Here is a 12,898-nt window from a genome sequence, read left to right on the forward strand (position 1 = left end):
CGCCGCCCCTTTTTTTGCTCGGAGAAGCAGATGGGAATCCGCACGCTCGTTGCCATGCTGGTTGTCTCGCTGGCCGTGATCGCCGTGCTTGCAACGCAGGCAACATACAGGCTGTTCCTGCCGGGGCTGCTGCAGGGCGCCGTCCTGACAATGGAGATCGCCATCCTGGGCAGCCTGCTGGCGGTCATCATGGGCGTGCTCGCCGCCTTGGCACGTATGTATGGCCCGGCGCCGCTTAGATGGCTGGCGACGGTCTATGTCGAGATCTTTCGCGGCACCTCGGCGCTGGTGCAATTGTTCTGGCTATTTTTTGTGCTGCCGCAATTCGGCGTCACGCTAGACGCATTTCTCGTTGCCGTGCTGGCGCTCGGCCTGAATGTCGGGGCTTACGGATCCGAATGCGTGCGGGGGGCCATCCAGTCAGTCGCGCGCGGCCAGTGGGAAGCGGGAACTGCGCTCAACATGAGCCGCGCGCAGATGCTGCGCCGGATCATCCTGCCGCAGGCCTTCATCGCCATGATCCCGCCTTGGGGCAATCTGTTCATCGAGTTGCTGAAGTCGACCGCGCTGGTCTCGCTGATCACCCTGTCGGACCTTGCCTTTAAGGCGCAGCAGATGAACCAGAACACGTTCAAGACCATTCCAATCTTCACGCTGGTGCTGCTGATGTATCTCGCCATGTCGCTCACCGTTTCCATCGGCATGCGGCTGCTCGAAAAGCGGGCCTCGCTCGGCTTGGCGCGAGGGAAGGCAGCATGATCTGGGATTGGAGTTTTGCCCTAGAGATCCTGCCGGTGCTGGCGCGCGCCGCGGTCATCTCGATAGAGGCGACGCTGCTCGGTTTCGCCATCGCGGCCTCGCTCGGCCTGGTCCTGGCGGTGATCCGCATCGCCGTGCCGTGGACCGGTTGGACGATCTCGGTGCTGGTCGAGCTGATCCGCTCGACGCCATTGCTCATCCAGATATTCTTCCTCTATTTCGTCTTTCCGAAATTCGGCCTTGTGCTCGACGCGTTCACGGCTGGTGTCATGGCGATTGGCATTCACTATGCCGCCTACTGCTCGGAGGTCTATCGCGCCGGCTTCGACAACATCCATCGTGGTCAATGGGAAGCCTCGATCGCGCTGAATCTCTCGTCCTGGACGACCTTTCGCGACATCATTATCCCGCAGGCCATTCCGCCGATCGTGCCGGCGCTCGGCAACTATCTCGTCGCGCTGTTCAAGGAAACGCCGCTGCTTTCGGCTATCGCCGTGCTGGAACTCATGCAGACAGCCAAGATCATCGGCTCCGAGACTTTCCGCTACACCGAGCCGATTACCCTGGTCGGCCTGTTCTTCCTTGCGATGAGCCTGGTTTCTGCCGCGCTTATTCGTGCCCTCGAACGCCTGCTCAACCGGAGGAACACGCGATGACGGAACAACCGATGGTCCGCTTCGACAATGTTTCCAAACGCTACGGCGCGTTGACCGTTCTCGACGGCTTGAACCTCGAAATCGCGCGCGGCGAGAAGGTCTCCGTCATTGGCCCGTCCGGTTCGGGCAAGACCACCGTGCTGCGCATGCTGATGACGCTGGAGACGATCAATGATGGTGTCATCTGGGTCGAAGGCGAGCCGCTGACGCACATGCAGCAGGGCGGAACGCTTGTGCCTGCCAACCTTGCTCACATCCGTCGCATCCGGGCAAAGATCGGTATGGTCTTCCAGTCCTTCAATCTGTTCCCCCACATGACGGCGATGGCAAATTGCATCGAGGCGCCGATAACCGTGCTTGGCATGAAAAGGGCGGATGCCGAGGCGCGGGCGGCCGAGCTTCTCGACATGGTTGGGCTGTCGCAGAAGAAGGATCATTACCCTTCCCAGCTTTCCGGTGGCCAGCAACAGCGCGTCGCCATCGCCAGGGCGTTGGCGATGCGACCCAAGATAATGCTGTTCGACGAGGTGACCTCGGCGCTTGATCCGGAACTTGTCGGCGAAGTGCTGCAAGTGATAAGGCAAATCGGCCGCGAGCATGATTTGACGATGCTCATGGTCACGCACCAGATGGGCTTCGCCAAGGAATTTTCCGATCGCGTCTGCTTCTTCTACCAAGGCAAGATATGCGAGCAGGGACCGCCAGGCGAGCTGTTCGGTGCCCCTAAGAACGAGCGGACACGGCAATTCCTGCATGCTGTCCTGGAGGCTGGATGACACTGGAGACGGATGCCTCGGTCACCACGGCGATCCTGGAGGCGCCGCGGCCGCTTTCGGCGCGGGAACGGTTCGAGCGTATCTACCGGATCCTGCGAGACCGCATCTGCCTGCTCGACTACCCGCCGGGAAGCCGGCTCTCCGAGGAAGAACTCGCCCAGGAATTCCAGATCAGCCGCACGCCGGTCCGTCGCGTGCTGGCACGTCTTGAGTCCGAAGGTCTGGTTCAATCCGTGCACGGCGTCGGCACCATAGTCACCGATGTCGACATCGAGGAACTGCAGCAGGTCTATCACTTGCGCCTCGAATTGGCGCTTCTGGTCGGCAAGCTTTCGCCGATCCCGCGGACGGCGGCCGACCTGGATCGAATCCGGACGCTCATCGCGCGCTGTGATTCCGACATGCTCAATCCGGATCAGCGGGCTTTCCTGCAGCTGAACATGGACTTCTTTTCTGAACTGACCGCCATGACCGGGAACCAGCCATTGCGCGAGATCAGCGAGAGACTTTATTTCCAGGTGGCGCGTGTCGTCCTGAAGATGATGCCTCAACTAGGACTTGTGGAAGAGTTCACGGCGTTTCGACGTGAGATGGAGGAAGTCCTGGCCGCAGCGGAGATCGGCGACTGGGAGTCGATCGGGCACATCAGGCGCGCGCATATCTCAATGAGCTTTCGACGCATGATGCGGCATGGGGATCATGCCAAGGACACGAACAGCGATCGCTTGGTACGGCAAGAAGAATAGTTTCTTTGCCCGAAGTTGGAAACGCTATTGGCGGATATCGTTGAAGGCGGCCAGCACCAGGCCGGTTGGGCCGGCGGCTACGATCAGAACGTCACTGCGGGTCATGGCTTTCTCCCTGGCGGCGATTGCAGTCGGGCGGTTTCAGCTCAGCAACACCCAAATATGGCCCCAGGAGTCACGGACAATGGCACTGGATCGGTTTCTGCCGTCCCATCGAGGGCATAGGCTGGCGGAGGAACGTCGTCCCGACGCGCAACGACCTGCTTGCCGATCGGCGAACATGCCTCCAAATAAACGGCCTGAAGAATCAAAGCCCGTGCTATAAAAACAGAGACGGCAAAACTCCCAGGAGGAGCGCGCATTGGCGCTGAAGAACAAACCGGTCCCGCGTGAGCCATTGCCTGACGCCGACGTCCATTCGGAAGGGTTCCGGCAGACGCGCGAAGCCCGCCGCAGCGCACTTGTCGAGGACTATGTCGAGCTGATCGCCGACCTGATCGAGGACGGGAACGAGGCGCGCCAAGTCGATATTGCGGCTAGGCTCGGCGTCGCCCAGCCGACAGTGGCCAAGATGCTGACCAGGTTGTGCGCCGACGGGCTGGTGTCGAGAAAACCCTATCGCGGTGTGTTCCTGACCGAGGCCGGCCGCAAGGTGGCCGAGGAGAGCCGCATCCGCCACCAAACGGTGGAAGCCTTCCTGCGCTCGCTCGGCGTCAGCGCCGAGACGGCGCGCATCGATGCCGAGGGCATCGAGCATCATGTCAGCGCCGAGACGCTGGAGGCGTTTCGCAAGGCGATGACGGTGGGCTGAGCCTGGTGGGGCGACTTCCCCGGACGGACCAGCGGGCGGAACCGCCTGACCACACCGCACGTTGCTTCCGAGATCGCGCGATTGTCGCGCCAGGGAGAAGACGATGGGCGTCGAACAAGCACCGACCGCGAAGGGCAAGCAGGCGGCGAAGGGATTGAAGCAGGCTGCGGCCAGAGATGAGCGCAAGACGGAAGCCGAGACAGGCCACCCCTTGAAGAAGGGAGCGGAGCGGTTCGAGGAACGTTCGAAAAGCTCCGACGGCAAGAGCGCCGGCGCCAAGCAAAAAGACTGAGCACTCTTCTGTTACGGCTATACCGGCTGCGCGGGGTGGAGACCAAGTGGCTTATGATAGCTGGGTAGCGCCATCTGGACAGCGAGTCCTAGGAGTCGCATCCTTTTCTTGGGAGAAGGGGAAGGCTTGCAATGACCAGCGAAATCAGGGCTATTCCAGTTTACACTGCCAAGGATTATCCTCGTATCCGCCAGCTTGCCGGCGCCGATGCCATGCCGGCGAGTTGGGAAGAGTGGCATACGGGTTTTGAAGCTTCCAAGGCGGAGAGACTCCACCGACGCGACTTCACCCATGCCAAAGTCCTCGTCAGGCCTGGCAAATTCAAAGCGTGGCTAGACGAAAACTCATTTTCGGCCACGGAGCATACGAGACAGCTCTACGCTCAGGAGCGCCTGGACTCAAAACGGGCAAGGGAGGAAGGGCGCCGCGAGTTGGAGCAAATGCTAATCGTCTCACAACGGCAACTGCTATCCTATTATCGGCCGCCGTCGCCACGCGTGGTGCACCACGAGCCCTTCCCCAAAGGCCCGATCGGCTTGATCTATGCGGCCATAGGCGGCTTGTCTCTCGCGTGGCTGGCTCATCGTTGGCTTGGTTGAACATAGTCCCGCATGCGATCTCGTGAAGCGCCGGCTAGTTTGCAGATTTCAAACTGATGCACTACCGAAAAATGCTGTGACTTGGCGCAACCATTGGGATAATTGTTTGTTGGGTTGGGCCGGCCATACCGGAACAACGCGAAGTTCGCAGTGCGAGGAGTTGCCATGCTCTGGAGAGGTCGTCGTCAGAGTGACAATGTCGAGGACGACCGCGGCGACAGCGGCTCCGGCGGCGGGCTTGACGGCGGCGGCCCCGGCCAGTTCCGCATCCCCATCGGCGGCGGCGCGGGCGGTGGCGGCATGTCGCTCTCGGGCCTCATCATCTTCGCGGTTGTCGCGCTCATTGCCTGGGGTGTTTTCGGCATCAATCCCCTGCAACTCCTGAACGGGGACGGCGGCGCGCTGCTGCCGGGCGGCGGCGGCCAGATATCGGACAACAGCGGCGGCCAGGGCAACGGCGCCGCGCCCGCCAATGACGAGATGAAGCAGTTCGTGGCGACCGTCTTGGCCGAGACCGAAGACACCTGGACCGGCATCTTCAAGTCGCAAGGCCTGACCTATGAGGATCCCAAGCTGGTGCTGTTTTCCAGCCAAATCCGCTCGGCCTGCGGCTTCGCTTCCTCGGCGGCTGGTCCGTTCTACTGCCCCGGCGACCACAAGGTCTATCTCGACATGACCTTCTTCCAGCAGCTCGACCAGCAGTTCGGCGCCTCCGGTGAATTCGCCCGCGCCTATGTGATCGCGCATGAGGTCGGCCACCATGTGCAGAACCTCACCGGCATCATGTCCAAGTTCAACCAGATGCGGCAGGGCATGAGCGAAGCCGATGCCAACCAGCTGTCGGTGCGTATCGAGCTGCAGGCCGACTGCTTCGCCGGCGTATGGGCCCACTACACCGCGCAGAAGGGCATTCTGGAACCGGGCGATTTCGAAAGCGCGCTGAATGCCGCCAAGCAGATCGGCGACGACACGCTGCAGAAGAAGATGCAGGGTTATGTCGTGCCGGAAAGCTTCAATCATGGCACCTCCCAGCAGCGGCAGACCTGGCTGGCGCGCGGTTACAAAAACGGCAAACTGTCGGACTGCAACACGATGAGCGGCCCGCTCTGAGCACTGATTCCACGGCGATACAATGACGGAAATGACGCCGTCAGGGAGTGTCAGGATTAAAGCTTCCTGCCTGTTCCCTCATTGTTCCTTTCGGCGGGCTCGCCTATAAGGTGCGTCCGCCCCGCCCAGGGCGATCAGAGGAGCTTGACCCGTCATGATCGACCCCAAAACCGCCAAGCGGGGCCTTGCGCTCGTTTTCACCACGCTGCTGCTCGACATTATCGGCTTCGGTATCATCATGCCGGTACTGCCGGCCTATCTGCAGGAGTTGTCCGGTGTCAGCATCAGCGGCGCGGCGATCGAGGGCGGCTGGCTGTTCTTCGTCTATGCCGCCATGCAGTTCTTCTTCGCGCCCATCATGGGCGGTCTGAGCGACCGGTTCGGCCGCAGGCCGATCCTGCTCGCCTCGGTGCTGACCTTCTCCATCGACAATCTGATCTGCGCGGTCGCCTGGTCCTTTCCGATGCTGTTCATCGGCCGCGTGCTGGCCGGCATTTCAGGCGCCAGCTATTCGACGACGTCGGCCTTCATCACCGACATCTCCAACGATGAGAACCGGGCCAAGAATTTCGGCCTGCTCGGCATCGCCTTCGGCGTCGGCTTCGTCATCGGACCAGTGCTGGGCGGGCTGCTCGGCACGTTCGGGCCGCGCGTGCCGTTCTATTTCGCCGCCGGGCTCGCCTTCGTCAATTTCCTGATCGCGATGTTCTTCCTGCCGGAAACGCTCGATGAAAAGCACCGCCGCCGCTTCGAATGGAAGCGCGCCAACCCGGTCGGCACGCTGCTGCAGATGCGCCAGTATCAGGGCATCGGCTGGATCGGGCTCGTCTTCTTCCTGATGACGCTCGGCCACATGATGTATCCGGCCGTCTGGTCGTTCGTCTCAAACTATCGTTATGGCTGGAGTGAGCAACAGATCGGCTTCTCGCTTGGCGCTTTCGGCCTGTGCGGTGCCATCATCATGGGTACCGTCCTTCCGCGCGTGATCCCCAGACTTGGCGAGTGGAAGACAGCAGTGATCGGCCTGACCTTCACGGCGGCCAGCGCCTTCGGCTATGCCTTCGCCACGCAGGGCTGGATGATCTATGCGGTGATCGTAGCCGGTTGCCTGGAGGCCTTGGCCGATCCGCCGCTCAGGAGCCTCGCCGCCGCCAAGGTGCCACCTTCGGCGCAAGGCGAACTGCAGGGCGCGATGACCTCGATCTTCTCGATCACCTCAATCATCACGCCGCTGCTTTACACGGCCATCTTCTCCTGGTTCACCGGGCCCAGCGCACCCGTGGCTTTCGGCGGCGCGCCCTATCTGGTCGGAGCGTGCTTCCTGGTGTTGGCGCTCATCGTCTTCGTCACCAAGGTGGCGAGGCCGGCAGTGGCCAGGACCGTCACGACCGACGTCGCCGAAGATGGAGCGCAGGTATGAGCCATGACCGCCGCATCGCGCTGACCAAGGATGGAGTGTCGCTGTCGCGGCTGGTCTTCGGCGCTGGCGCCTGCTCGATGGCGGCGCCCGTCCGGATGCCGATCAGGTTGCCCGGCTGATCGGCACCGCATCGATGCCGGCGATCTCGCCACCGTCGCCATCGCTTGGCTGCTGTTCTCCGGCCCGGCTGGTTCCGGTACTCGGTCCAATGAAGCGAGAAGGGTTGGCCGCCATGGTCAAGGCGCTGGCAATCAGCCTCGACCGCCAGCAATGGTTTGCCATACTGGAGGCGAGTGAAGGCCGGCCGGTGGCGTGAGGTCGGAAATCAGGATTCAAGCCATTCGCCAGGGACATCCAACGCCTTTGCCAGCATCGCCGTGGTTTGCGCAGACGGTTTGCGGCGATTGGATTCGATATCCGACAGGAAGCCCTGACTGACACCGATGGCATTCGCCAACTCGGCTTGTGTCAGCTTGCGCCAATTGCGGAGCGCCTTGAGGCGGCCGGAGCCTCGCAAAATATCCATGGTCACATCGGCGGGCAGGGCTTTTTCCGTTTTGAGATCAGCTTTCCGTTCGTCGTAGATGGCGACATCCGCTGCGTCTTCGAGGGCTTCTTCGGCGGCATGCAGCAAGGCCTCGTAGTCAGCCTTCGGGATAACGACCAGTTCTTCGCCGGTTGAAGTCTTTATGATTTGCGGGGCGTTCATGGCATTCTGTCCTATGGCCGGCTGTAAGTCGTCGTTTCACGCTTGCCGATGTAGACTGCAAGGATCGTGATGCGATCTTCATCGAATATGACGCGGTAGCGGCCAATCCACAGCCTGTAACCGCCCCTGCCGGAAAGACGCTTTACATCTCCACGGCCGCTGACTGCGTAGGCGATCAAACCTTCGGAGACCTGCTCGCGGACGTCAGCGGGCAGGTTGTCGAGATCGCGAGCCGCCGATACCGAAAGGATAATCGTCTTCACAACAGCGGTATCGCAGATTTATCGTTTTGTATTAAGCGATATTATCGCTTGTTGGTATTAAGCGATATTATCGCTTGTTGCCGATCCAGGAAAGATCAGGCCCGCTCGGCCAGCAACTCCTCGCCGCGCTTTTCGCGGATCAGGTTGACGAAGCGGCGGAACAGATAGTGGGAATCCTGCGGGCCGGGCGAGGCTTCGGGATGATGCTGGACCGAGAACACCGGGCGGCCGGTGAGCGCGATGCCGCAGTTCGAGCCGTCGAACAGCGAGACATGGGTTTCCTCGACGCCTGATGGCAGCGAGTCCGCGTCGACGGCGAAGCCATGGTTCATCGAGACGATCTCGACCTTGCCGGTGGTGTGGTCCTTGACCGGATGATTGGCGCCGTGATGGCCCTGGTGCATCTTGGCGGTCTTGCCGCCCAGCGCCAGGGCCAGCATCTGGTGGCCGAGGCAGATGCCGAACACCGGAATGTCGGTCTTCAGCAAGTCCTGGATGACCGGCACGGCATAGTCGCCGGTGGCTTCCGGGTCGCCGGGACCGTTGGAGAGGAAGATGCCATCCGGCTGCATGGCCAGGATTTCTTCCGAACCAGTCTTGGCCGGAACCACCGTGACCTTGGCGCCGAGACCCGCGAGCAGGCGCAATATGTTGCGCTTGACGCCATAGTCGACGGCAACGACATGCATGGTCGGCGCGTCCTGCTCGGCAAAACCCTCGTTCCACACCCAAGGCGTCTCGCGCCAGACCGAGGACTGGCCCGAGGTGACCTCCTTGGCGAGATCGAGCCCGATCAGGCCCGACCAAGCGGCGGCGCGCTGTTTGAGGTCGTCGAGGTCGAAGACGCCGTCGGGCGCATGCGCGATGACGGCGTTGGGCATGCCCTTTTCGCGGATCAGCGCGGTGAGCGCCCTCGTGTCGATGCCCGACAGCGCGACGATGCCGCGCTTCTTCAGCCACTGGTCGAGATGGCCGGCGGCGCGGTAGTTGGACGGGTTGGTGACATCGGCCTTGAACACGGCGCCGACGGCACCGGCGCGCGCGGCCGGATTGAGGTCCTCGATGTCCTCGCCATTGGTGCCGATATTGCCGATATGCGGGAAGGTGAAGGTGACAATCTGGCCGGCATAAGAGGGATCGGTGAGGATCTCCTCATAGCCGGTGAGCGCCGTGTTGAAGCAGACTTCGGCGACGGCGGAGCCGGTGGCGCCCAGACCGCGGCCCTCGATGACGGTGCCGTCGGCCAGCACCAGAAGGGCGGTCGGCTTTTCGGTTGCCCAGGCGGGCGTCATCTCGGCCATGTCGGCACTCCTATCAGGCTGCGCGCTTTCACAGGCCCAGCCGGCCATCCGCGCAGCAAATGGCGCGGAGCGGCGAATTCGCGGCCTCCACGCACCCAAGCTTCAGTTCATGCAAGGCCCAGTACATAGGGGAAGGGGGCAGGCCGGTCAATGACGATGCGGATTGCGGCTCCGAATTATTTCATTGAGTAATATCATAGGCTTGCCCCGCCACATCAGGATTTGCGTTGGCCTGCCCTCGGCGCTATTGTCCGCGCCGACCGAAGGAGAAAGCACAATGCGCGCGAAAATCGCCGAATCCCTGAAGAGCGCGATGAAGGCGCAGGACAAGCACCGGCTGCCGACATTGCGGCTGATCCAGGCCGCCATCCAAGACCGCGACATCGCCAATCGCGGCGCCGGCAAGGAACCGGCCAGCGACGAGGAAATCCTGCAGATACTGGCCAAGATGGTGAAGCAGCGCGAGGAATCGGCCAAGGCGTTCGAGGACGGCAAGCGGCCGGAACTGGCCGCGCAGGAGCGTGGCGAAATGGAGATCATCCGTGATTTCCTGCCGACGCAGCTCGACGATGCGGCGATCACGGCCGCGGCGCGCGAAGCGATTGCCGCGACCGGTGCCGCCAGCCAGAAGGACATGGGCAAGGTGATCGCCGCGCTGAAGCAGAAATATGCCGGCCAGATGGATTTCGGCAAGGCAAGCGGCATCGTCAAGGGCCTGTTGCAGTAGGCCTTTCCGGCCACGACGGCGCCGATCGAACGGCTTCACGGCTCCTTGCAGATCGGCAGCGGCTGCGCGGGCGGCGCGGGATGATCCTTCTTGTACTGGGCGATGATCGGCTCGAGGGTTTTGCGCGGCCAGAATTTCGGCGCGCCGATTTCCTTCAGGCAGGATACGTTCCAATAGGGTCCGTCGCTGGATAGCGGATGGCCCTTTGCCGTCGCCTGCGCGACGGCGGCGATGTCGCGTGATTCCGGATAGATGTAGAGCGTCGTCGGGTTGTCCTTCACCATCGAGATGATCTGCCGCGCGTCCGCCGGCGACCAGCTGGTGCAGCCATTGCTGCGGCCGCCGGCATATTCCACCAGCTTGCCGAACGGCACCAGACCATCATGGTCGGCATAGGAGCTGTTGGGCGTTTTGCGCATGCACATGGTGCGCAGCACCTGCGCCGCGTGGCCGCCGATCACGCGTTGCCTGGCGTTGGCGGCTTCGCCTTCGCCATCGAATTGTATGAAGGTGCGCAGGAAGGCGGCATCCTGTTTGGCGCCGGCGCGATAAAAACCCTTGAAGGATGTCTTCGCCTCGCGGGTCATATAGGCGCCGCCGGCGGTCAACTCCGAATCCATGGCGTTGCCGAAGTTCTTGGAGCACCGCCTGCCGTTTGAAAAATCGACACTGCCTTTCAGGTTCCGGCCGCCGCCGTGGCCCGATGCGATGGCGTGAAACGACTGGCTGGCCTCGCAGATGACGTAGTATCGGCGCCCGAGCACGCCATTGCCGAGATCGCCGGGACGGGTGGCGTCCATGGCGAAATAACAGGGGTTCGTGACGGCGCCTTGGGCCACCTTCTTCAGATAGAGCGCGCGCGCGCGTTCCAGGACCACCTGCGAAATCTGGCCGTCGCTGTCGCCGACATGGGCCTGCAGCCAGGCCGGGATGGCCGAGGGCGCGGCAAAGGATCGGACCGAGGCCATCAAGGCAACGATGACAAGGAGGCCGAAGGCCGCAGCAACACCCAACGGGACAGATCTCAACCGCACCAGACCCATTCTCCTGCCGAACCGTTTTTACTTCGCACGGTGAATCACCGGGGCGATCATAAAATGCCGCGTGACAATCGGCGAGACACATCTTGTTTAGTGTGCCGGGAAACCTGCACGAAGAACCAGGTCGGCGCGCAAAATGTCCATAGGCCGGGATGCTGGCTCAAGGCTTGCGGCGCGCGTCTTCGCATCGGTTGGCATTCGCGACCTTCGATCCGCCGATTTTCGACCCGCTGGGATTGCGCTATGATCTGATTCTGGCGTGGCCCACGCCTCCTCCCTCCGCCGGGAAAGCATCGTTCATGCGGGGCGAACTCATCACCGAACCGACTGTTCGAGCACAAGGCATAAGGAGGGATTGCGAAAACTGCTCGCACCAGGAGGTTTGCGATGAGGCTATCCGCGTCCGTCTATCATCTGAAGCGTCAGGCCAGGCTGTTGTCCCGGGAAGCAAAAATCCCGCTGCATCAGGCGCTTGATCATATTGCGGCACAGGAAGGTTTTGCGAGTTGGAGCCTGCTTGCGGCCAATGCCTCTGAAGCCACACCGGCCGGCAGGCTGTTCTCGCGGTTGGCGCCGGGCGACCTTGTTCTGGTCGGTGCGCGGCCGGGCCACGGCAAGACCCTGATGAGCCTCGAACTCGCGGTCGAAGCGATGAAGCATGGCCATCGCGGTGTGTTCTTCACGCTGGAATATACGCAGCACGACGTGCTGGAGCGGTTTCGCGCCATCGGGGTCGATCCGGCCCGGTTCGACAAACTGTTCGAGTTCGACAATTCCGATGCCATCAGCGCCGACTATATCGTCAGGACGTTGGGATCGGCGCCGCGCGGCACGCTGGCGGTCATCGACTATCTGCAACTGCTCGACCAGAAGCGGGAAAACCCGGCCCTGATGGATCAGGTCCGTGCGCTGAAGGCTTTCGCACGCGACAGGGGCGTTATACTGGTCTTCATCTCGCAGATCGACCGGTCCTACGATCCCTCGACAAAACCGTTTCCTGATATCAGTGACGTCAGATTGCCGAACCCGCTGGAGCTGTCGCTGTTCAGCAAGGTGTGTTTCCTGAACAAGGGCGAGATCCGCTTCCAGGCGGCTTGAGCGTTCCACCGGGCAAAGCTATGCCTGGATCATGATCGAGATCGTCAAACCCGCGCTCAAGCATCTGCCGTCCTACAAGGCGGCGCTCGATCGCGGCTGGTCGCCGGACAATGTGCGGCTGGAGGTTGCGACACGCGAGCAGCTTGCGGCGATAGACGAGGATCCCGTGGCCTTCCTGGCCAGCCTCGACGATCCCGAGGCCAAGGGCCCATCCATCACCTTGCCCGACGGCAGACAAGTGCCGCGCCTGCCGAGTTTCAGGCGCTGGATCTGGGACGGCGAGGCATCGGGCTCTATCGGTTTTCGCTGGCAGAAGGGCAGGGCGGAACTGCCGTCCCATGTGCTTGGCCATATCGGATATGCGGTGGTGCCGTGGAAACGGCGGCGCGGCTATGCGACCGAGGCGTTGCGGCTGATGCTGGACGAGGCGAGGGCGATCGGCCTTCCCTATGTCGAGATCACCGCCAAGCCGGGCAATCCAGCCTCACACAAGGTGATCCTGGCCAATGGCGGCAAGCTCGTCGAGCGCTTCTTCGAAGATGCCGCCTATGGCGGGATGGAGAGCCTGCGATTCCGAATCGATCTGTAGAG

Annotated in this window: 17 protein-coding genes; 13 read left to right on the forward strand and 4 right to left on the reverse strand. The window is 62.0% G+C overall.

Translation table 11 applies throughout. From position 1 onward, the window contains the following. The first annotated feature begins 30 nt into the window (after positions 1 to 30). The 10 genes from ehuC to FJ938_RS30240 all read left to right on the forward strand — a co-directional run bounded on the left by ehuC (position 31) and on the right by FJ938_RS30240 (position 7,288). Positions 31 to 759, forward strand: coding sequence for an ectoine/hydroxyectoine ABC transporter permease subunit EhuC (gene ehuC / locus FJ938_RS06935; RefSeq protein ID WP_140611641.1), 729 nt, complete (start codon positions 31 to 33; stop codon positions 757 to 759). Next, positions 756 to 1,415: an ectoine/hydroxyectoine ABC transporter permease subunit EhuD gene (gene ehuD / locus FJ938_RS06940; protein ID WP_140692361.1), complete on the forward strand. Its 660-nt coding sequence runs from the start codon at positions 756 to 758 to the stop codon at positions 1,413 to 1,415. The genes ehuC and ehuD overlap by 4 nt, the downstream gene beginning before the upstream one ends. Next, positions 1,412 to 2,191 (forward strand): ectoine/hydroxyectoine ABC transporter ATP-binding protein EhuA, encoded by a 780-nt coding sequence (ehuA, locus tag FJ938_RS06945; RefSeq protein WP_140692363.1) that lies wholly within the window; start codon positions 1,412 to 1,414, stop codon positions 2,189 to 2,191. Before ehuD ends, ehuA begins: the two co-directional genes overlap by 4 nt. Further along, a complete protein-coding gene (locus tag FJ938_RS06950) occupies positions 2,188 to 2,937 on the forward strand; it encodes a GntR family transcriptional regulator (protein WP_140611647.1) in 750 nt (249 codons plus the stop codon). The genes ehuA and FJ938_RS06950 overlap by 4 nt, the downstream gene beginning before the upstream one ends. Positions 2,938 to 3,298: 361 nt before the next feature. Next, entirely contained in the window at positions 3,299 to 3,748 is a 450-nt protein-coding gene (gene mntR, locus FJ938_RS06955; RefSeq protein ID WP_140692366.1) for a manganese-binding transcriptional regulator MntR, read from the forward strand. 103 nt (positions 3,749 to 3,851) lie between these two features. Continuing rightward, complete coding sequence (locus FJ938_RS06960; RefSeq protein ID WP_140611651.1) at positions 3,852 to 4,040, forward strand: hypothetical protein; 189 nt, start codon at positions 3,852 to 3,854, stop codon at positions 4,038 to 4,040. A 131-nt stretch (positions 4,041 to 4,171) separates the two neighbouring features. Next, complete coding sequence (locus FJ938_RS06965) at positions 4,172 to 4,639, forward strand: hypothetical protein (RefSeq protein WP_140692369.1); 468 nt, start codon at positions 4,172 to 4,174, stop codon at positions 4,637 to 4,639. A 165-nt stretch (positions 4,640 to 4,804) separates the two neighbouring features. Then, entirely contained in the window at positions 4,805 to 5,749 is a 945-nt protein-coding gene (locus FJ938_RS06970) for a neutral zinc metallopeptidase (RefSeq protein ID WP_140692372.1), read from the forward strand. Between the two features lie 154 nt (positions 5,750 to 5,903). Beyond that, positions 5,904 to 7,169: a TCR/Tet family MFS transporter gene (locus FJ938_RS06975; protein ID WP_140611657.1), complete on the forward strand. Its 1,266-nt coding sequence runs from the start codon at positions 5,904 to 5,906 to the stop codon at positions 7,167 to 7,169. Then, complete coding sequence (locus FJ938_RS30240) at positions 7,166 to 7,288, forward strand: hypothetical protein (RefSeq protein WP_281407618.1); 123 nt, start codon at positions 7,166 to 7,168, stop codon at positions 7,286 to 7,288. Before FJ938_RS06975 ends, FJ938_RS30240 begins: the two co-directional genes overlap by 4 nt. Positions 7,289 to 7,494: 206 nt before the next feature. Here FJ938_RS30240 and FJ938_RS06985 read toward each other — a convergent pair whose 3' ends face one another. The 3 genes from FJ938_RS06985 to carA form a co-directional block, all read right to left on the reverse strand. After that, positions 7,495 to 7,878, reverse strand: a complete 384-nt coding sequence (locus FJ938_RS06985; protein ID WP_140611659.1) for a helix-turn-helix transcriptional regulator — start codon at positions 7,876 to 7,878, stop codon at positions 7,495 to 7,497. Between the two features lie 11 nt (positions 7,879 to 7,889). Further along, complete coding sequence (locus FJ938_RS06990; protein WP_140611661.1) at positions 7,890 to 8,141, reverse strand: plasmid stabilization protein; 252 nt, start codon at positions 8,139 to 8,141, stop codon at positions 7,890 to 7,892. A 95-nt stretch (positions 8,142 to 8,236) separates the two neighbouring features. Continuing rightward, the gene (gene carA, locus FJ938_RS06995; RefSeq protein WP_140611663.1) at positions 8,237 to 9,442 is read right to left on the reverse strand and encodes a glutamine-hydrolyzing carbamoyl-phosphate synthase small subunit; all 1,206 of its coding nucleotides are present in this window, start codon (positions 9,440 to 9,442) and stop codon (positions 8,237 to 8,239) included. Between the two features lie 277 nt (positions 9,443 to 9,719). On the opposite strand from carA, the gene FJ938_RS07000 reads away from it, so the two are divergent. Further along, positions 9,720 to 10,169, forward strand: coding sequence for a GatB/YqeY domain-containing protein (locus tag FJ938_RS07000; protein WP_140611665.1), 450 nt, complete (start codon positions 9,720 to 9,722; stop codon positions 10,167 to 10,169). A gap of 35 nt (positions 10,170 to 10,204) precedes the next feature. Here FJ938_RS07000 and FJ938_RS07005 read toward each other — a convergent pair whose 3' ends face one another. Next, a complete protein-coding gene (locus FJ938_RS07005) occupies positions 10,205 to 11,212 on the reverse strand; it encodes a hypothetical protein (protein ID WP_181169024.1) in 1,008 nt (335 codons plus the stop codon). A gap of 384 nt (positions 11,213 to 11,596) precedes the next feature. On the opposite strand from FJ938_RS07005, the gene FJ938_RS07010 reads away from it, so the two are divergent. Together FJ938_RS07010 and FJ938_RS07015 are read left to right on the forward strand one after the other, a co-directional pair. Next, complete coding sequence (locus FJ938_RS07010) at positions 11,597 to 12,307, forward strand: DNA helicase (protein WP_140692378.1); 711 nt, start codon at positions 11,597 to 11,599, stop codon at positions 12,305 to 12,307. Between the two features lie 31 nt (positions 12,308 to 12,338). Continuing rightward, a complete protein-coding gene (locus FJ938_RS07015; RefSeq protein WP_140692381.1) occupies positions 12,339 to 12,896 on the forward strand; it encodes a GNAT family N-acetyltransferase in 558 nt (185 codons plus the stop codon). Positions 12,897 to 12,898: the final 2 nt, after the last annotated feature.

Source organism: Mesorhizobium sp. B2-4-14 (assembly GCF_006442155.1).
In the GTDB taxonomy this organism is placed as follows: domain Bacteria; phylum Pseudomonadota; class Alphaproteobacteria; order Rhizobiales; family Rhizobiaceae; genus Mesorhizobium.